Genomic DNA, 20,080 nt, shown 5'->3' on the forward strand with positions numbered 1-20,080 from the left:
TAAAATTGGAAAATTGGGTTTAAAGGTTGGAAGGTTTGAAAGTTGAAAAGTTGGGTTAGCAAGTTGATTGGTCATTTCGACTATAAGGAGAAATCTCGAACTGAAATCACAGGACCGAGTCATATTATACACTTCTCCTTCGATGCACCACGGCATATCAAAGATCACTTTAGTCTCAAATCTCACATCTTAAATCTCAAATCTCCCCTAAGCCACATCAGCAAAGATTCTTTCCATTCTTCGGAAGTAGAACATGCCGAATACAAAAAATACAACAGCTACGATACTACCAGGCCAAATCCATTCCCAAGGCATGGGTCTATTGAGAAAGGCGGCTCTGAAACCCTCGATCACGCCGACCATGGGATTGAGGATGTAGAATTTTTGATATTGTTCTGGGACTGCATTGGTGCTATAGACCACAGGAGCAGCGTAAAGGAGGAGTTGAATGACGAAGGTCAGTGCGTGTTTTACATCTCTATACTTCACAGCCATGGCTGACAAAAACATCCCAATCCCCAAAGAAGTCATCAGTAACTGTATGATCAATACTGGCAAAAACAGCAATCCCCAACCTGGGCTGACTTTGAAATAAATCAGCAATCCTATCACCACCACAAAGGCAATCACAAAGTCCAAAAGCTTAGAAAGTATGGATGAAAGTGGCAAAACCATTCTTGGAAAATAGACCTTGGTGATCATATTGGCATTTTGGATCAGGCTGTTGGCGGACTCTGTCAAGGTACCAGAAAAGTAATTCCAAGGCCATAGCGCCAAATACGAAAACAAGATATAAGGCATGCCATCCGAGTCCACTTTTGCCAAACCGCCAAAAACCACCGTAAACACCAATGTGGTGAACAAAGGCTGGATAATCGCCCAACTAACACCCAAAATCGATTGAGCATAGCGAGCCTTGATCCCTCTCAAGGTCAGAAAATACAAAAGATCCTTGTATCTCCAGAGTTCCTTGAAATCTATCAGTTGCCAGCCACTAGTAGCTAGGATGATTTTTGTTTTGTTAGCTTCTGTGTTCATGCAAGGATTGTATCTAAGGAAATTTTGTCTTCAAAATGAATTATTTTGTATATGAAATTAAGTGTATTTTTTATTCACATGATCTTCGATTTGCACTACTCAAAATTATTTTTCCAAAGCTATGTATTTGATTTGCAAAATTAAACAAACCGAGTAAATTTGTTACTCAAGAGTAAGTTTTTTACTCAATCATCCTAATAAGCACTTCCTGTGACTGAAAGGGCGAAGCTGTGGGGAAGGGGAATCGTTAATTGTGTTATCAGTTGATTAAGTTAATGGTTAATTGGGGGATCAGTAGATTGTCTTTGAAGGTTTAGGGGTTTAAGAGTTTAGAAGTTTAGGGAAAATCTTAGTTCAACGTTAATGGATTTAACGTTTTAACACTTAACGATTTAACCCTTAAGGCTTAATGCTATATAAACCAAATCCATGTTAACCGTTAAGCATTCATCGCATAAGTCTAAATGGTCAACCTCCAGAATAACTACTTAAGAAAAAATGATTCTTTTTGTATAGTCTAATAAACATAAAATTACTATTTTTGTATAGTGGAATAAACAAAACTTATGGAATCTCTTTTTGAACTTTATTTTAAACTTTTGAAAACAACAGATTTGAGTTTTCAAAGGAGTATAATGAAGAAAATTAAGTGGGATCAAAGCTTAGTGAAAAAATTGGGATCAATAGGACTACGCTGTTGACTTACTTACACTTTTTGGAAGAATGTGGATTGATCTATGGACTTCATCAAAACGCTGAAGGAATTTCCCTTTTGCAAAAACCAGAAAAAATATATTTAAACAATCCGAATCTTGCCTTTGCTTTGGGCTCAAATGTTGATGTAGGCAATGTAAGAGAGACTTTTTTTCTAAATCAGCTTAGTTCTGAACATCAACTCTCTCTTCCAAAAAACTCCGACTTTCTAATTGATAAAAGCTGGGTGGTGGAAGTTGGTGGTAAAAACAAAAAAAGCAATCCAAATTGTGATATATATGCAATTGATACTATTGAATACGGACATGATAAAAGAATCCCGCTCTGGCTATTCGGTTTTCTATATTGAATTTTATTTAGACTAATTGAATGTTTAGAAGTTTAGAAATAATCCATGTTCAACGTTCAATGTTCAACGTTAATCGTTCAACGTTTTGACGCTTAACGATTTAACCCTTAACGCTTAACCATTACCCTCCATAAAACAAATCCATGTTCAACGTTAATCGTTCAACGTTTTGACGCTTAACGATTTAACCCTTAACGCTTAACCATTACCCTCCATAAAACAAATCCATGTTCAACGTTAATCGTTCAACGTTTTAACGCTTAACGATTTAACGCTTAACGCTTAACCATTACCCTTCTTAAACCAAATCCATGTTCAACGTTAATCGTTCAACGTTTTAACGCTTAACGATTTAACCCTTAACGCTTAACAATTACCCTCTATAAAACAAATCCATGTTCAACGTTAATAGTTCAACGATTTAACGCTTAACGATTTAACCTTTAACGCTTAACCCTTAACCCTTAACATCTACCCCTCTAATCACCTGGTCACTTAATAACTAATAACTAATCCCTAACCCCCAATCAACCAATCCCCAATCCCCAATCCCCAATCAATTGCTCTCCTCCATCGTTACTTCCAAAACCCGAATCAAACTGCTTTTGAAGTTTTTTTCGCACAACAACTCGGGATACTTGCGCTCTTTGGCTAAGGAATTTGACGAGTCAACAAACTCCGTACGGGTAGAGCTGAACAGGCTGACGGAAGCAGGATTGCTCAACACCGAAGACGAAGGAAAAACCAAAGTCTATCGTGCCAACAAATCACATCCTTTCTTCGACGAAATCAGCAACATGGTATCCAAATTCCTAGGGCTGGATGAACTCATGGAGAAAATCGTCAGACGCATGGGGGCAGTAGAAAAAGCCTATATCGTAGGTGATTATGCCCATGGAAAAGACACCGGAGAAATCGAAGTCCTCCTGATCGGCAAAAACCTCGATCTCAAATACCTGGATTTCCTCAAAGACAAAACCTACGAAAAACTCCAAAGAAAAGTCATCGTCCACCTGCAGGAAGAAGAACAAGAGGAAGTAAAGGGAATCATGATTTTCGGTGGCTAGGATGTAGTCCCACTCCAAAGACGCAAAGAGGCAGATTGACGCAGAAGGTATTGAGAATCAAAAGAGAAGCGAGAAGCTAGACGTAAGATACAAGAAGTAAGACTGGGGTTACATAAGTGTATCTACGACTACATCATCTCAATCCCGAAAGCATTCGGGAGAGAGGTCTCGCCCCTTTTTGAAACGAGATATGGAGAAACGAAGATGCAATCAACCACGAAGTGGTTAAACCTTAAATAACCCCGGGTCGCAACCCGGGGAATAATGATAATAAATAGAGACCATAACCCCGAAGGGGTTAAACTTTAATATGAATATCCGCTTTCAAACCAGTACCCATATTTAATTAGGTACAAACTTTGAATTCAGCTGCTGTCGACTGTCGACTGTCATCCGTCGACGATTATCCGCTTGATCCAATTGTCTTATTTACCTTATGGTGTAATTGCGGATAATCATAAACTTTAAATAGCCCGGTATAAAATGCAAGGAATAAAAATGATGGAGTTGGTCAAAAACCACGAAGTGCCCGCCCGGCGTGAGATAGTGTTGAATCACTTCAGTTTAAAGAAAAAATAGTCCATAAAAATCAACACAAATCCTTTGGCTAAAGCCGACTCGATATATGGTGATTTCATAATGGATGGGCTAAAGCACCATCCCAATTCAAGGAGTCCCGTTTGTTTTGCAAAAAATCCCTGATTCTGAATTGACTCTTACAACTGATCTAAAATCCCAAATCTAAAATTCTCCTCTCCCCAATGGACTACAAAGAACTTGCAGCTGTATTAATTGGTCTTCAGGATGCTGACTTGGAGCTGAGGGGGCAGCTTATACAAATTGGAAAACTAGGAGAAGGATACAACGAGGAAATGGCTAGTCTGCATCGCCAAAATGCGGAGATACTAGACGGGATTATTGACAAGATTGGCTATCCTACTGTAGGAAAAGTAGGGGAAGAGGCCAATAAAGCAGCTTGGCTGGTGATACAACATGCAATCGGCCAACCTCACTTTATGAGAAAATGCAGCAAGCTATTGGAAGAAGCATTACATGAAAATCAGGCAGATATTGTCAATTTAGCTTACTTGACAGATAGAATAGCAGTATTCGAGAATAAGCCCCAACTTTATGGGACACAGTTTGACTGGGACCAAAATGGGCAGTTGAGCCCCAATTACTTTGACGACTTGGGCAAGGTAAACCAAAGGAGAAATTCCTTGGGGCTGAATTCCCTTGAGGAGCAGACAGAACTCATACGAAACCAGGCAAAGACTGAAAACCAATCACCACCCCAGGATTTTGAACTTAGGAAAATTGAAATTGAGAAATGGAAAAAATCCGTGGGATGGGTGGAGTGAGGAGGATCTCGCAGAGGTGTCACGCAGAACTTGTCCTCAAGAATTTCGGGAAGACAAGAAGCGAGAAGCAAGACGTAAGACTGGGGTGACATAAGTGTATCTACGACTACGTCACCTCGACGGTAGGAGAGGTCTCGTCCCGTCTTAGGACAAGTGAATGGAAAAATGAAAAGGAATGCGAAATATTACCCCATTAACGTTCACCAACAACGCTTAACAGTTTAACGCTTGACAATTAACCAATACCCCAATCAACTAATCCCCAAGAAGAGTTTAGAAGTTTAGGAAAAATGGACATAAACACCCCTCTAATCCCTAATAACCTAATCAACCAATAACTAATACAACTAATCACCCAATAACTTAATCAACTAACAACCATTATTTTGAATTTAAAGAAGAACATATTTTATTGGATTACTTTACAGAGAAGAAACTGGTTTGGAGGGTTTTTGAAGCAGGTTTCTAGGACAGTTTTGCATTCTTTGGAGAATAAGAATAATGACAATAATCTTAGTGGTGAATATGCGATTTGGGAAAATTTAAAGGAGCAGCAGATCAAGGTAATATTTGATGTGGGGGCGAATGTGGGGAATTGGTCAAAAACTGTAAGTGGACTCAAAAGTGATTGTATTATACACGCATTTGAGCCAGTGGAGGAAACATATCAAAAGCTTCAGGAAAACACCAAATCAAATAAACTTATCAGAACAAATAATTTGGCGCTTTCAGAAAAAGAAGAAATTATTGAGTTCAACTTCTATCCAAAAGGTTCTTATTTCAGTTCGATTTATGATAACCAACTTGGAAAAGATGCCAAAAAAGTAAGCATTAAGTGTATCAAAGGCGATGATTATTGCTTGGAAAATGGGATTGAAAACATAGATTTTTTGAAGATCGACACTGAAGGTGCTGAGCATAAAGTACTCAAAGGATTCTCTAGAATGCTATCTGAAAAAAGAATCAAAATCATACAGTTTGAGTATGGAGATATGTGCATTGATTCAGGGTTTTTACTGAAAGATTACTTTCAGCTACTGGAGGGGTATGGATATAGCATTGGGAAAATTTACCCTAAATGGGTTGAATTTGGGAAGTACGAGAAAAGTATGGAGAATTTTGTTTTGTCGAATTTCTTGGCGGTAGAAAAATCTAATAGGGGATTGATTGAAAGATTAAGAAAAGAGTTTCATTAAAAGATAAGTTTAGGCTTAAAATAAATGCTTTTTAATTCAATAGAATTTCTTCTTTTCCTTCCTTTGGTATTTTTTCTTTACTGGAGTATTAATAGGGATAATATAAGATTGCAGAATATTCTACTTTTGGTAGCTAGCTATGTTTTTTATGGATGGTGGGATTGGAGATTTTTGGGTCTAATCTTTGTGAATTCGGTTATAGATTTTATTTGCGGGCTGCAAATTGAAAAGTCAAAAGCGAGAAAAAAGCACTTTCTTGTTTTTAGCATAATTTCCAATTTAGGGATGCTTGGCTTTTTTAAATATTTTAATTTTTTCATCAATTCAACAGTCGCAGTTTTGGAGTCAATTGGGGTAAGCCCCAACCAAACTTCTTTACAAATTATCCTTCCTGTTGGAATTAGCTTTTATACTTTTCAGACTTTGAGCTATACAATTGATGTCTATAATGAGAAGATAAAAGCAACTAAAGATCCCATAGCATTTTTTACATTTGTTTCTTTTTTTCCTCAACTTGTTGCTGGGCCAATAGAGAGAGCGTCTAATTTGCTTCCTCAATTTTTTACCAAAAAATTATTCGACTATCAACAAGCTTCTTTTGGAATGAAACTGATACTTTGGGGGCTTTTCAAAAAAATGGTAATTGCTGATAATTGTGCCAAGATTGTGGATCCAATATTTGATAATATCGATTCAGCAGCTGGATTTGAATTGATTGTAGGTGTTTTTTTATTTTCGTTTCAGATTTATGGGGATTTTTCAGGATACTCGGATATTGCTATTGGTGTGGCATCATTATTAGGGTTTCAGCTAATGACAAACTTCAAAACTCCATATTTTAGCAGAGATATTGCTGAATTTTGGAGAAGATGGCATATTTCACTTTCAACTTGGTTTCGGGATTATGTCTATATTCCCCTAGGAGGAAGTAGAGTAAAGTCAAGCCATGCTATAAGAAACATTTTTATTGTTTTTATATTATCTGGTTTTTGGCACGGTGCTAACTGGACTTTTGTTGCTTGGGGAGGGCTTCATGCAATATTTTTTATCCCTTTATTTGTTAGCAAGAAGAACAGAGTTTATACTTCTGAGAATCAAAGTTTAGTACCTTCGATCAATGAGGTGTTTCAGATTTTGTTGACATTTTGTTTAGTGTCTTTATCATGGGTTTTCTTTAGATCGGATACTATTTCGGATGCTTTCAACTATTTCTATGGTGTGTTAATCAATCCATTTTTACCCCACAATTTTTCTTTTTTTGGATATGAAATCAGATTGTTGATAATCATTTTTTTGATATTGGAATGGATGGGAAATGGAAAATACAATTGGATGGAGCGGATAGAAAATAATAAATACAGAAAAATAATTTATGTGTTGGTAGCATTCATTATTGTGTTTTTTGGATCATTTACAGAAAATATGGATTTTATTTACTTTCAGTTTTGAAAAAGTTTATAATCAATTTAACTCTTTGTGGAATAGGATTATTGGTTTTTGTTATAACCTTTGATCAGATGATTTATGCGGGGATCAAAAAGTCTAAATATGGTGAATTCGCAAAATTTGAAGAGGTAATGCAAGGTGAGATAGATGCTGAAATATTGATAGTTGGTTCTTCAAGGGCACTCGTTCATTTCGATTGTGAACAGATAGAAGCAAAGCTTGGAAAATCATGTTATAATTTGGGTTTTGATGGAGTTGGATATGAACCTCAATCCAAGTTGTTAGAATTATATCAGAGAAAAAACAATCCACCATCAGAGATCATTTGGGTTATTGATTTAAACTCCTTTGAGGTTGAAAATGAATTATATGGTTTTGAGCCATTGGTGATTTTTTCTGGCGAAAAGGAGATTAAGCAAATGCTTAACATAAATAAAGCTATTCCTAGTTATCTCTATTATATTCCTTTGATCAGATTTAAATTCAAAGAAACTTTTAAATTCAGGGGAATACTTTCCTTTTTTGGAAGAGAGTTTAGTCAAAGATCAATTAAGAAAGGCTATAGAGAAATGGACAAGACATGGGACTATAAACTTGATGAATTATTGAAGAGTAATACGACAAAATATCAGTATATTCTCTCCAAAGATTTGATATCAGATTTTGAGAAAAATGTAAACAAATTGAAATCAAATGGAATAACGGTAAGTGTAGTATTTACTCCATTGCATGTTGATGCTGATTTGGTTATAGAAAATAAAGTTGAGATTTTGAGTCAAATAGATTCAATTGCCTCAAATTTAAGTTTACCTTATTTCAATTATGCCAATGACAGCATCAATTTGTCAAGAGAATGGTTTTATAATGCAAATCATTTGAATAAAAATGGAGTTGAGTTTTGGATGAAAATTTTTTTAGAAGATTATGAAAAATACAAAAACAGTGATTTCTCTCTTTATTCAAATGAGTAAACATAATGTCTAAACCAGTCATAAAAGTCGAGAACCTCTCCAAACGCTATCGCTTAGGTTTGAAGGAAAAGCAGGCGAAAACCTTAATGGGACAGCTGGCCAATGTGGTTAAGTCACCTTATGATAATTTCAAAAGGCTGAGAAATCTAAGCAAGTTTGGACTAGAGGATGAATCTGTTTTCTGGGCTCTGAAGGATATCAACTTCGAAGTGCAACAAGGAGAAGTCTTGGGTATCATTGGGAAAAATGGTGCTGGGAAATCCACTTTGCTTAAAATCCTTTCCCAAATCACAGAACCGACTACAGGTAGGATTGAAATGCATGGGAGAGTAGCATCACTTTTAGAAGTGGGGACAGGTTTCCATCCTGAGCTATCAGGTCGGGAAAATATCTATATGAATGGGACGATCTTGGGGATGACAAGAAGGGAGATAGATTCCAAGCTGGATGAAATTATAGATTTTTCTGGAGTGGAAAAGTTTATAGATACACCTGTCAAGTTTTATTCTTCAGGAATGAAAGTTCGGCTTGGATTTTCTGTAGCTGCCCATTTGGATCCCGAGATTTTGATTATCGACGAGGTGCTTGCAGTAGGGGATTACGAATTCCAACAGAAGTGTTTGGGAAAGATGGAGGATGTAAGTAAGAATCAGGGTAGGACGGTGCTTTTTGTGAGCCATAATATGGTTGCAGTTGAGAATATATGTTCAAAGACTCTTTTGGTAGAAAATGGATATTTAAAGTACAATGGACAAGTATCTTTTGGAATAAGTAGCTATTTAGGTTCCAATAATTATTCGAAAAATTCGATTGTAGAGAAAGATGGTGTTTTATTACAATTAATTCATGACAATTCAATTGTTAGATCTGGTGATAGCTTAAGTCTGAGTATAAAACTAAAGTCTGATTTTATATATAAAGGTCTTAGTTTAGCTTTAGGAGTCAATAAAAATTCACAAAGACTTTTTACTTTGAATAGCTTTTATCAAACAGGTGAGCTATTTAGTTTAATGCATGTGAAAAAAATAAAAGTATCTTTAGAAAATCTAGTTTTAACAGAAGGAGTATATGATATTGTGATTACTTTGTATCAGCAAGGAACAAAATTAATAGAGTTTAATACTGTTGGAAAGTTAGAAGTTAAGCAGGGAAACTATTTCAAAACAGGATATGTGGTTGATCCAAAATATCAAGGTAATATATTAATTGAGGCGAAATGGAGGCTATAAAGAAGAAAATCATAAATGTGGTCGGTGCTTTTGATAGATACAATTATGGGGATTTATTATTTCCAATAATTTTACGGAATGAATTGGGCGAATCATATAACTATAAATTTTATAGCATAAGAAGTTATAATTATGAAAATTATGGTGGAGTAAAAACAAAATCTATTCTTACACTTTTCTTTAAACTTTTTTTTAAAAGAAATCAAACAGTGGTAATTGCAGGAGGACATGTTATTGGAGCAGGTTGGTTAATTTTATTTTTTCATAACTGGAGGATTTTCAGATTTTTTTTTGAACCAAAGCACAGAAAAAAGTTTGATGTCTATTTTAACTCAATATTTAATAAAATATTTAGAAGCAGATATCCATATGTTATTTCTTTTCCATTACAAAGTAATAATCAAATAATATATAACTCAGTTGGAGGAACAGTTTATTCATCGGGGAGAAGAAGTGAACTCAAGAATAACCTCTTTAGGGTAGATTTATTTTCTGTAAGATCTTCAAGATTGTACGAGTTTGGTGTTGAAAGTAATATAAAAAGTAAATTAGTTCCTGATTCAGCTATGCTGATTTCAAATTATTTTAAAAAGAGTTTACCAGGAAATTATTTGGTGTTTCAATGCCATAATTTGAGTAGTGAAAAAGTTGATGTTCTGGCAGAGCAACTATTTATAATAGCGAGTAGAAATGTCAAAAAGAAAATAATCCTTTTACCTATTGGATATGCGAATGGTCACGAGGATTTTATAGCTTTACAGAAAATTAAAAGTCATGATATTTTAAGTGATATGCAAAACATTGTTTATCACAAAGAAATGTCTGTTTTTGGTATCATCAAAATCATAAGTGGGGCTGAGTGCTTTATTGGTACTAGTCTTCATGGTATAATAACTTCTTTTACCTATAATGTACCATATTTATGTATAAGTTCATCCTATAAGCTAAAAGAATATATTAAAGATTGGGATTTAAATAATTTGGATAAAAATCCTTTTGACTTAAAATTTATAGAGTTTTACGATAGAGGCCCGTGCCAAATGGAAGTTGATGAAGTTAAAAGGCAAAAGGCTTTAATATTGGACAATTTTCATGAAATGAAGAAAATAATTAATGGCTAGATATAATTAAATACTTCTTTTGTGAATATATTTTCTTGTGTGTCGAATTTATTTAAATCTTTCAATATTTGTCATTTCAAATTTATTGAAGAGATTGGTTAAATGTGTTTTTTGAAATGGTTTCAATTATAGTCCCAATATATAATCAAGAGTTTTACATAGAAAATAGACTTTTGTCTATTTTTACCCAAAAATATCAAGAGTTTGAAGTAATAATTTTAGATGATTTTTCTAGTGATAAAAGTTGGGAAGTAATTAAAAAATATGAAAATCATTCTAAAGTATCTGCGTGTATTAGAACTGAGATCAATTCGAAGAGTCCATTTGGTAGATGGATGGAAGGGTTTGAATTAGCGAAAGGTGAATTGATTTGGATTGCTGAAGGTGATGATATTTCAGATGAGAATTTTCTAATGAATTTGGTCCCATTTTTTGCAGATGAAGAAGTGGTTGTTGCACACTCTAGAAGTTATGTTTTTAGAGGATCTCAAAACAACAAAACACTTAATGGTTGGTGGGATAGTCTATCTCCTTTTATTTGGAAAGAGAATTTTATTCTTGAAGGAAAAATTCTTTTAAAAAATTATGGAAGGTTTAAATGTCCAATAGTGAATGTTAGTTCAGCTGTATTTAAGAAAGATGCACTTGATGATGTAATTGTACCAATAACATATAGGTATGCAGGGGATTGGTTTTTTTGGGGACAATTGTTTAAAAAAGGCAAAGTAGCTTTTTTTTCAGAACCTTTGAATTATATCAGGATTCATAGTAACTCTGCTACAAGTCAAAGTCAATCCAATCATTGGATTAAATTGATAGAAAATACAAAAGTCGCAAAAGAATTAACTAAAAGTTTAAGTATTAGCTTTAAATATGATGTTAAATTTGAATGGCTTTTAATAATGTGGAAAAAGCAAATTAAAAAAGAACTTATTAAAGGTTTATATTTTTCATTTAAGTATCTACCCCCTTCTTTTTTGCTCAAAATATATTTCAAATAGAATTGAAAATTTCCAAAATAATCCATTATTGTTGGTTTGGAAAAGGAGAAATGTCCTCTTTGGAAAAACGATGTATGGCATCATGGAAAAAACATTGTCCTGATTTTCAAATCAAGCTTTGGAATGAAGAAAATTTTGATGTCAATTATTGTGAGTTTACCAGAGAGGCTTATAGATTAGGTAAATATGCTTTTGTTTCGGATGTAGCAAGATTGTTTGCTTTATATCAGGAAGGTGGTATTTATTTGGATACAGATATACTTCTTTTAAAACCGATTCCTTTACATTTTTTTAAACAAAAATTATTTATTGGGGCAGAAAACAAAAGTTCATTAAATGCTGCTGCTTTTGGAGCAGAAAAAGGTCATCAGCTAATTTATAATTTACTTAGTTTTTACTCTTCTCAGCTATATGGTTCTGAATCTCCATTGATTACCGAATCTCTGTCGAACATTATAGTTGACATTGATTTTCCAATTCTTGGAAATCAAAAAAAAGAATGGGGTTTAATTTTGAACCCTGATGTCTTTTATCCTTTACCTTATAAGAACAAGGCGCTTTCTTTTAATAAATTCATTACTGTTGAAACTGTCGGGGTACATCTTTGGAATGCATCGTGGAAATCTGAAGATTCAAAGAATAAGTTATTCAAATGGCTTAAGTATCAACTTTCAAAGATTTATTTACCCAATTCTCCACAATGGTATAAGGAAAAATTCAGATGATTTTATCCATAATAATTTGCACACACAATAGACGAGATTTATTGAAGCTAGCTTTGAACTCTCTCCAAAGGCAAACCAAAACAGGATATGAGTTGATTGTGGTAGACAACAATTCTACTGATCATACACGAGAATTAGTATTAAACTTCATTATAGAAAATGTTGATATTAATTATTTTTTTGAGACAAATGTTGGCTTGTCCTATGCAAGAAATAGAGGTGTTGTTGAGGCAAAAGGAGAATATTTAGCCTATATAGATGATGATTGTATACTTCCAGAGAATTGGGTCGCTTCGGTCTATGAAATTATTGAATCAAGCAAATCAAAAATTTTTGGAGGACCAGTTTTTCCTTTTTACGTGGAACAGAAACCTAAATGGTTTAAAGATGACTATCAAACATTTTCTTTTGGAAATGAACCAATTTTCCTTTCTAAAACAAATACAGTATTTGGTGGAAATATGGTCATTGCAAATGAAGTTTTTGCCAAAATTGGCGATTTTAACACTTCACTTGGAATGATAGGCCAGAAAGTTATGTATTCAGAAGAAACTGATTTTCAGTTAAGATACTTGTCAGAAACAAATGATACTAAAATTTTTTATGAACCTAAATTATTTGTTTTTCATTACGTTCGCCCTGAAAAATTCGAACTTTTTTGGAATATTAAATCATTTATGGGTAAAGGAAAATCAAATTACCATGCCAAAGCTCAAAAATTTAACCTAAACAAAAGCAAAGTGTTTATTAGCTTGATTATTCAGTCTCTTAAATTAATTTATTTTTTTTCTATTGGTTCATTTTTACGGAATAGAGGAAGATATCCATTTTATCAAAACTACATTATCGAAAGAGTAAAGCCACATTTAAAAAAGTATGGATTCCTTATTGCCCAATTCCAAAACTGATAGCTTCCCCCTTGTTACAATTGCCGTAATTACTAGAGATAGGGATGAATCTCTAAAAAGAACTTTGGCTTCTTTTTCAGAATTGGATTATCCTAATCTTGAAGTAATTGTGGTGGACAATGCATCCACTGATAATACCAAAATCATTATCAAGCAGTTTGGATATCAGTATATATTTAGTCCCAAAGAATTTGGTTTTGCTAGAACAAGACAACTAGCAGTTGAAGCAGCTAAGGGGGAATTTATTTGTTGGTGTGATGATGATTGTGTACCTGATAGTGATTGGGTTTTGATTTTAATTCGGAGGTTTCAGGAAGATGAGCGTATTGCCTTAATTGGGGGAGGAATCACGAATCATGGATTTGCAGAATCAATGAGGAATAAGGGAAAGGAAAAGCTTGCTAAAAATGCTACTCTAAAAATTTGTGATGATTTTGAAGAACCTGAATTTTTTGCCAATTTAAATATGGCAGCAAGGATTGATTCTTTGAAAACAATAGGTGGATATGATCTTTTTTTTAAAGGAGGATATGAAGAGGTTGACCTTGTTTTATCCTTGCGAAAAAATGAATATAAGATTATTTTTGAACCTCAAGCTCATGTAAATCATTTTCATAACTCGAGTAGTTATAAAAAAGGGAGATTAATCTATGGGGCAAGTTTGATGAGGTTATATCTGTATTTTAAACATATTGATTTAGTAGGCAATAAAGGTTTTGTCAAAAATGAAGCACAATTGTTTTTTAGGGATTTGATATTGGCTATAAGACTTTTTCTTTCTGGTATCAAAAGATTAAGTTTCATTCGTATAAAAAGGGGGACTATTGAGATTTCAAATGCCTTTATTTCAAGGCTTTCAATTCCAATTTTTATTTACAGATTTCGAAAAGTAATAGCTAAATGAAAATCATATTTTCAAATCCTTATCTATCGTTGCCATCCAGAAGCGCAGAGGCTGTTTTTTTGATGAAAATGGCAGAAAGTTATGGCAAATTGGGGCATGATTTGACTTTGTTTCTTTTGGATAATGGGAATTCATTAAATCTCAAAGAATTGTGTGAGCATTTTGCAGTAGAAGAAGTGTTTAGGATAGAGGGGTTCAAGCTTTCCAATCAAAGCAAAGTGTTGTTTTTTCAATTGGCTTTTATGATTCCTTACAATTACTATTTAAAAAAGCCTGATCTTTTTCATGCAAAACATATTACTCCAGCATGGGGTGCTGTTCGGTTTTTTGGTATTTCCACTGTTCTTGAGCTACATGATACTCCGACCAAAAATCGAAAAACATTTATGCTTTTTAAAAATTTGGTAAAATCAAAATCCTTGAGATTTTTGATTTGTATTACCCACGCGCTTGCAAATCATGTCAGGCAATTTGTTCCTGACAACTTGAATATTTTGGTGATTCCAGACGGAGTCAATCGAGCTGCATTAGAGTTTGATTTGTCTAAAGAAAAAGCGAAAAGTCAATTAGGGATCAACACCAATAAGCCGATAGTGCTCTACACAGGCCAGCTTTATAAAGGGAGAGGAATAGGACTGATTATAGAATTGGCAAAACGGCTATCAGATTTTTATTTTGTATTAGTAGGAGGGAATCCAAATGATATTATAAAATTTAAAGAATGTGCTGTTCTCCTTTCAAATATAAGTTTTGAAGGCTTCAAATCTCAGTCTGAATTGTTGATTTATCAAAAGTCAGCAAATTTTCTATTGATGCCTTATGCAGATAAAGTGAGTGTATCCGGTGATAAGGGAGGAGACACCGCTCAATTTGCTTCTCCAATGAAAATGTTCGAATACATGGCAACAGGGCGCCCAATAATCTCTTCAACACTTCCGGTTCTTTCAGAAATTCTCGAAGATGATTACAATGCTTTGATGGTTCCTTATAATGATGTTGATGGATGGGTAAAGGCATTGGAATTATTAAAAAACAATCCTGCTATTGGTGAGAGACTAGCAAATCAAGCGAAAGATGATGTGAAGCAATATACTTGGGAAAAGAGGGCTGAAAAAATTATAGATTTTTACAATTCTATTGATGAAAAGAAATAGGTTTTTTGCAGGTTTCATCATTACCTACAACCGTTCCAAAATTCTTTTGGAGACTATTGAAAAAGTTTTTTCACAATCTTTACCACCTGAAAAACTTTGGGTAATTGACAACAGTGAGGATAAAGAAACAAAGGATTTAATAGCCACTTTGGTGGATTTTCCTTTGGAATATTTTCAAATCGGATATAATTCAGGTCCTGCGCATGCAGCAAAAATAGGCTTACAATTGGTCTCAGAAGCTGGGTATGATTGGATTTATTGGGGAGATGACAATGATCCTCCATTTAGATCAGATTGTTTTGAAAGATTATTATCCAGAAGAAACAGTGTAACGAATGTTGGAGTTTTGGGAGCTGTAGGGCAATACTTTGATTTTAAAAATGGTGTTGTAAATAGAGTGAGAACAATTCAATTGGAAAAAAGTACAGTTTTAAATGTAGATTTTGTTGCGGGAGGAATGTGTATGCTCGTAAATTCCAATGTTGTTAATCAAAATATCCTTCCAGAATCTAAGTTGTTTTTTGGATTTGAAGAGTTGGACTTTTGCTTGAAAGTCAAAAATAGTGGTTGGGAGATTATGGTCGATAGTGCTTTGTTTTTAGAAGCTAGAAAGGCTTCGAATAGATTGAATTTTGAGAGACCTTTGTATCAGAGAAAAGCCAATCTAGCACGTGAATATTATAGTTTAAGAAATCTGTTGATGATTTCAAGTTCTTTTCATTTTAAGGAAATGAGGAGAAATCTTTACTTACGTTGGATTGCAAAATCCTTCTATGGTTTTCGATTTGGATTGACTTATGGTTGGAGAAATTTCAAGGTGATTTGGTTGGCATTTTTTCATTATTGGAAAGGGGTTTCAGGAAAAACTATTGCTCTAAATTGAAAATCCTCTTCATCCAAGACACCTTAATCAATGCTGGAGCAGAAAAAAGCTTATTACAGATTTTGCCATTTTTTTCGAAAGAGATTGATTTTAAGGTAGTTTATTTGTACCCAAGACATGACCTTAGAAAAGAATATCTTTCAGCTGGAATTCCCTTAGAGTTTTTGGATTTGGAGGGGAAATATGATTTTTGGAAGGGGTATTTTCGATTAAAGAAATTGGTGGAAAAAGAACAACCTGACTTGTTGGTTTCTTCCTTGCTGAGAAGTAATCTTCTTTGCAGATTGTTGTCAAGATTTTCAGGCATTCCTCTGATTGGGACATTTGTCAATGACAGTTATAGCGAGCACCGACTAGCAGCCAAAAAAGGGACACAGCTTTGGAAATTCAAGTTCTTTTGGTCATTGGATCGTATGACGGCGGGAATTCCGAAGCTATATATCTCCAATTCCCGCTATATAGCCGAATCCCATGTTAGGACATTGGGAGTTCCCTTATCGAAATCTATTGTAGTCTATAGGGGAAGAGCTGTTCCGATGCAAGTTTGGGAGTCTAGACAAGGAGATGTTTTTCGTTTTATTTCCTACGGGCGCTTGTTGCAAGTGAAAGGCTTTGGGGAATTGATTGAGGCTTTTGGGAAAGTAAATGAGAAATATCCAAAGAGCAGTTTGGTGATCTATGGAGAAGGAAACCAACGCTCTGAACTTGAAAAATTGATAGAGCAGCTTGGATTGAAAGATAAAGTTTCACTCCCCGGTGTAATCTCAAATGTAACCGAGAAACTTTTTGATGCAGATTGCTTTGTTTTTCCATCTTGGTACGAAGGGTTTTCAGGAGCATTGGTAGAAGCCATGATGTCAGGAATTCCCATCATCGCTTCCGATATCCCCATGAACTTGGAAGCCGTGAAAGCAGATCAGAGTGCATTGGTTTATCCAGTCAAGGATGTTGGAGTTTTGGCTGCCAAGATGATGGAAGCCATTGCAGAACCTGATAAGATGAAGAAATTGGGACAATTAGCGAGAGAAGAAGCCACACAGAGCTTTGAAATCAGCAAAATAGCTCAAGAGTACGAAAAGGTGTTAAAGGATTTTTTTGATTGCAATTGAGGTTGGATTGCTCTGTGGGGACAGAGAATATGGGTTTTGGTTAAAAAAGAAAAAGGATGTTCTGTGAGGACACAGAACATGGTTGTCAATACTTCCTCGGGCTGTGTCCTCACAGACCGAAATACTGTTTAAGGAAACGTATATGCAGAATAAACTTAAGATAGGACTACTACTTGATAATTTGTCTGTACCTGCATGGGCTTGGGAGATGGTGAATGTTATTATCGATCAAAACCTGGCATATGTCAGGTTTATTGTTTTAAATCAAAAACCGAAACCTTCGGGAAAAAAATCACCTTTACTTTACCGTGTGTTTTCCAAAATTGACAGGACAGTTTTCAAGACAATTCCAAATGCTTTTGAGAGGAAAAATATTCTGGAAATCCAGGGTTTTAAACCTAAGATAATTAAGGTTAATCCCGTCCAAAAGAAATTTTCAGATTCCTTTGACCAACAAGATTTAGAAGAAATCAAGGAGCAAGAGCCAGATGTTTTGATTCGTTTGGGATTCAGGATTTTGAAGGGAGAGCTTTTGGATATCCCGAAATTGGGAATTTGGTCCTATCACCATGGAGATAATTTGGTCAATAAAGGTGGACCTCCTTGTTTTTGGGAAGTGATGTTGGGCTGGAATGAAACGGGTTCGGTTTTACAGATTTTGACTGATAAATTGGATGCAGGAAATGTGATCTACAGATCCTGGAGTAGGACGGATCCACTTTCTGTTCATAGAAATGCAAATAAGGTATATTGGAAAAGTTTGTTTTTTGTTCCAAGGCAGTTGGCGAGGATAAATTCCATTGGTGTTTTGGCTTGGAGAGAAGAAGTGAAGAAGAAAGCGCTTAGCATCGCTCCTTCAAATCCAGAGTTATTTAAACCTCCTGGAAATTTGAGAATGATCAGTTTGTTTTTTTCTTGGTCAAAAAGAAACGTTTATAGAAAATTCCATGAGTTTTTCAATAAAGAAGTTTGGGAGATATGGTTAAGTAAAAAAGATTCAGGTCAAAAAGTTAAAATATCAAATCCTGAGGGAAGTTATCTTGCTGATCCATTTTTGATCGAAAAAGAGGGAGGTGCATGGCTTTTTGCAGAGCAATATTGCTATAGAAAGAATAAAGGAAGTATAGCAATAGCCAAAATTGAAAATGATAAAGTAAGTGATTTCCAAACAATCATAGAAGAAGCTTTTCACCTTTCATATCCATTTGTATGGGAGGAAAATGGAACGTTTTGGATGTACGTAGAAAGTGCCGCGAAAGCAGGATTGAGATTATATAAAGCTGAAAATTTCCCCTATGATTGGAAATTGTTTAATGAAAAGATGCTAGATCAAAAGCTTTATGATCCTACAATTTGCAAAAAAGATGGTTTGTATTGGTTATTTGCCAACCAAAAGGCACATCCTTCTGCTTCATCTTTTGATGAATTGTATCTTTACTACTCGGAAGATTTTGTGAATGGAAACTGGACACCACACCCTCAAAATCCAATAGTTTCTGATGTAAAGTCGAGTAGGCCAGCTGGTGCTTTGTTTGAGAAAGATGGGAACTGGTATAGACCTGCCCAGGATTCAGCCAAGCATTATGGACATAGAGTCAAGACTCAAAAAATTATCAAATGGAATGTTTTTGAATATGAGGAAGTAACAGCAGAAGTCTTAGAGGCTGATTGGCAAAAAGACTTGAAAGGTACCCACACCATCAATAGAAGTAAAAATTTTTTGGTAACAGATTCTTTCAGAAGATAGATGAAAATAATCCAACTCGTCACTTCCCGCAAATCGAGAGGAGCAGAGATCTCTGCACAAAGATTGTCCGAAAAGTTAATTCAGCTTGGACATCAAGTTTGGTTTTTAGGGTTGTATGAACATCCTGAAAATCTATGTGTAGAAGGTGGGGTCAATCTGGATTTGACAGAGAAAAAATCAAGTTTGAATGTAAAATTGATTTTTAGCATAAAGAAGTTGATAAAAGAAATCAAGCCAGACATTGTACAAGCCAATGGCTCGGATACTTTCAAGTACGCATCTTTGGCAATGACAGGAAGCAACAAACCGAAACTGATTTACCGTAACATTTCTGTTTTCTCTTATTGGATCAATGAAAGACCTTTGATCAAGTGGATTTATGGCTTATTGGCAAAGCGGATTGATCATTTTGTGTCAGTTGGGCATTATGCTTCTGCAGACTTGCAACAAACCTTACAACTATCCACCAAGAAGTGCTCGATCATAAAAAGAGGGTTTGATACGGCTATGTTCGACAAGGAAAACTCAAGGCATCAGTTGATTGGAAAATGGGGACTTTCTAACGATGATTTTATAATTGTCCAGGTTGGAAGTTTGAGTTTGGAGAAAAATGTAACCTTCAGTTTGGACGTTTTGGCTGAATTAAAGAAAGAGATTTCGCAAGTCAAGTTGCTATTGGTAGGGGAAGGGCCACAAGAAGCTGTTTTGAGGTCAAAAAGTGAAGCTTTGGCGATAAGTAGACAAGTTGTCTTTTGTGGTTACCAGAAGGAAGTAAGAGAGATCCTTGCTGGAGCGGATTTGCTTTTATTGACATCATTGGTAGAAGGTGTACCGGGAGTAGTAGTAGAAGCGGCTATTCAAGATACTCCAACAGTAGCGATAAAAATCCCTGGCACAGAGGAGTTGATTTCAGATGGGAGTTCAGGAGTATTGATCGATAGTTATGATACAAACCAGTTTGCAGACAAAATCCTCAGTGTTCAAAGAGATGATTTGTTAAGGCTTAATCTTGCAAATCAAGCAAGGAGGCAGGCAATTCAAGCCCATGACGAAGCAGTCAACACCAAGCAGTTTGAGGAATTGTATAAGAGATTGGTTAATTAGCCTTTGAGTACGAAACTGCATTTACTCCGACGTATTAACCTTTAACCTCGGGC

18 protein-coding genes are annotated in these 20,080 nt (G+C 35.0%); 17 read left to right on the top strand and 1 reads right to left on the bottom strand.

Annotated elements, in window-relative coordinates; genetic code table 11:
• Positions 1–207: 207 nt before the first annotated feature.
• Positions 208–1,038 carry an ABC transporter permease gene (locus MM213_RS02695; protein WP_241409963.1) on the bottom strand — a complete coding sequence of 277 codons (831 nt, stop codon included), beginning with the start codon at positions 1,036–1,038 and terminating at the stop codon, positions 208–210.
• A gap of 649 nt (positions 1,039–1,687) precedes the next feature.
• Here MM213_RS02695 and MM213_RS02700 point away from each other — a divergent pair.
• The 17 genes from MM213_RS02700 to MM213_RS02780 all read left to right on the top strand — a co-directional run bounded on the left by MM213_RS02700 (position 1,688) and on the right by MM213_RS02780 (position 20,027).
• Positions 1,688–2,101 (top strand): hypothetical protein, encoded by a 414-nt coding sequence (locus tag MM213_RS02700; RefSeq protein WP_241409964.1) that lies wholly within the window; start codon positions 1,688–1,690, stop codon positions 2,099–2,101.
• A 560-nt stretch (positions 2,102–2,661) separates the two neighbouring features.
• Entirely contained in the window at positions 2,662–3,168 is a 507-nt protein-coding gene (locus MM213_RS02705) for a winged helix-turn-helix domain-containing protein (RefSeq protein ID WP_241409965.1), read from the top strand.
• Positions 3,169–3,929: 761 nt separating this feature from the next.
• Complete coding sequence (locus MM213_RS02710) at positions 3,930–4,529, top strand: DUF6624 domain-containing protein (RefSeq protein WP_241409966.1); 600 nt, start codon at positions 3,930–3,932, stop codon at positions 4,527–4,529.
• A 386-nt stretch (positions 4,530–4,915) separates the two neighbouring features.
• Positions 4,916–5,725, top strand: coding sequence for an FkbM family methyltransferase (locus MM213_RS02715; RefSeq protein ID WP_241409967.1), 810 nt, complete (start codon positions 4,916–4,918; stop codon positions 5,723–5,725).
• 24 nt (positions 5,726–5,749) lie between these two features.
• A complete protein-coding gene (locus tag MM213_RS02720) occupies positions 5,750–7,174 on the top strand; it encodes an MBOAT family O-acyltransferase (protein WP_241409968.1) in 1,425 nt (474 codons plus the stop codon).
• Positions 7,171–8,142, top strand: coding sequence for a hypothetical protein (locus MM213_RS02725; RefSeq protein WP_241409969.1), 972 nt, complete (start codon positions 7,171–7,173; stop codon positions 8,140–8,142). Before MM213_RS02720 ends, MM213_RS02725 begins: the two co-directional genes overlap by 4 nt.
• A 5-nt stretch (positions 8,143–8,147) precedes the next feature.
• On the top strand, positions 8,148–9,371 hold the full coding sequence (locus MM213_RS02730) for an ABC transporter ATP-binding protein (RefSeq protein WP_241409970.1): 1,224 nt from the start codon (positions 8,148–8,150) through the stop codon (positions 9,369–9,371).
• On the top strand, positions 9,359–10,492 hold the full coding sequence (locus tag MM213_RS02735) for a polysaccharide pyruvyl transferase family protein (RefSeq protein WP_241409971.1): 1,134 nt from the start codon (positions 9,359–9,361) through the stop codon (positions 10,490–10,492). Before MM213_RS02730 ends, MM213_RS02735 begins: the two co-directional genes overlap by 13 nt.
• Before the next feature lie 116 nt (positions 10,493–10,608).
• The gene (locus tag MM213_RS02740) at positions 10,609–11,493 is read left to right on the top strand and encodes a glycosyltransferase family 2 protein (RefSeq protein WP_241409972.1); all 885 of its coding nucleotides are present in this window, start codon (positions 10,609–10,611) and stop codon (positions 11,491–11,493) included.
• A gap of 2 nt (positions 11,494–11,495) precedes the next feature.
• Positions 11,496–12,218 carry a glycosyltransferase gene (locus tag MM213_RS02745; protein WP_255806908.1) on the top strand — a complete coding sequence of 241 codons (723 nt, stop codon included), beginning with the start codon at positions 11,496–11,498 and terminating at the stop codon, positions 12,216–12,218.
• Entirely contained in the window at positions 12,215–13,126 is a 912-nt protein-coding gene (locus tag MM213_RS02750) for a glycosyltransferase family 2 protein (RefSeq protein WP_255806909.1), read from the top strand. Before MM213_RS02745 ends, MM213_RS02750 begins: the two co-directional genes overlap by 4 nt.
• Positions 13,095–14,030: a glycosyltransferase family 2 protein gene (locus tag MM213_RS02755; RefSeq protein ID WP_241409974.1), complete on the top strand. Its 936-nt coding sequence runs from the start codon at positions 13,095–13,097 to the stop codon at positions 14,028–14,030. The genes MM213_RS02750 and MM213_RS02755 overlap by 32 nt, the downstream gene beginning before the upstream one ends.
• The gene (locus MM213_RS02760; RefSeq protein ID WP_241409975.1) at positions 14,027–15,184 is read left to right on the top strand and encodes a glycosyltransferase family 4 protein; all 1,158 of its coding nucleotides are present in this window, start codon (positions 14,027–14,029) and stop codon (positions 15,182–15,184) included. The genes MM213_RS02755 and MM213_RS02760 overlap by 4 nt, the downstream gene beginning before the upstream one ends.
• Complete coding sequence (locus MM213_RS02765) at positions 15,171–16,067, top strand: glycosyltransferase (protein ID WP_241409976.1); 897 nt, start codon at positions 15,171–15,173, stop codon at positions 16,065–16,067. Before MM213_RS02760 ends, MM213_RS02765 begins: the two co-directional genes overlap by 14 nt.
• Positions 16,064–17,176 (top strand): glycosyltransferase, encoded by a 1,113-nt coding sequence (locus MM213_RS02770; RefSeq protein ID WP_241409977.1) that lies wholly within the window; start codon positions 16,064–16,066, stop codon positions 17,174–17,176. The genes MM213_RS02765 and MM213_RS02770 overlap by 4 nt, the downstream gene beginning before the upstream one ends.
• A gap of 142 nt (positions 17,177–17,318) precedes the next feature.
• Positions 17,319–18,923 (top strand): glucosamine inositolphosphorylceramide transferase family protein, encoded by a 1,605-nt coding sequence (locus tag MM213_RS02775; RefSeq protein WP_241409978.1) that lies wholly within the window; start codon positions 17,319–17,321, stop codon positions 18,921–18,923.
• On the top strand, positions 18,924–20,027 hold the full coding sequence (locus MM213_RS02780; protein ID WP_241409979.1) for a glycosyltransferase family 4 protein: 1,104 nt from the start codon (positions 18,924–18,926) through the stop codon (positions 20,025–20,027). It abuts the gene before it with no gap.
• Positions 20,028–20,080 lie beyond the last annotated feature (53 nt).

Source organism: Belliella alkalica (genome assembly GCF_022549785.1).
Taxonomy (GTDB): domain Bacteria; phylum Bacteroidota; class Bacteroidia; order Cytophagales; family Cyclobacteriaceae; genus Belliella; species Belliella alkalica.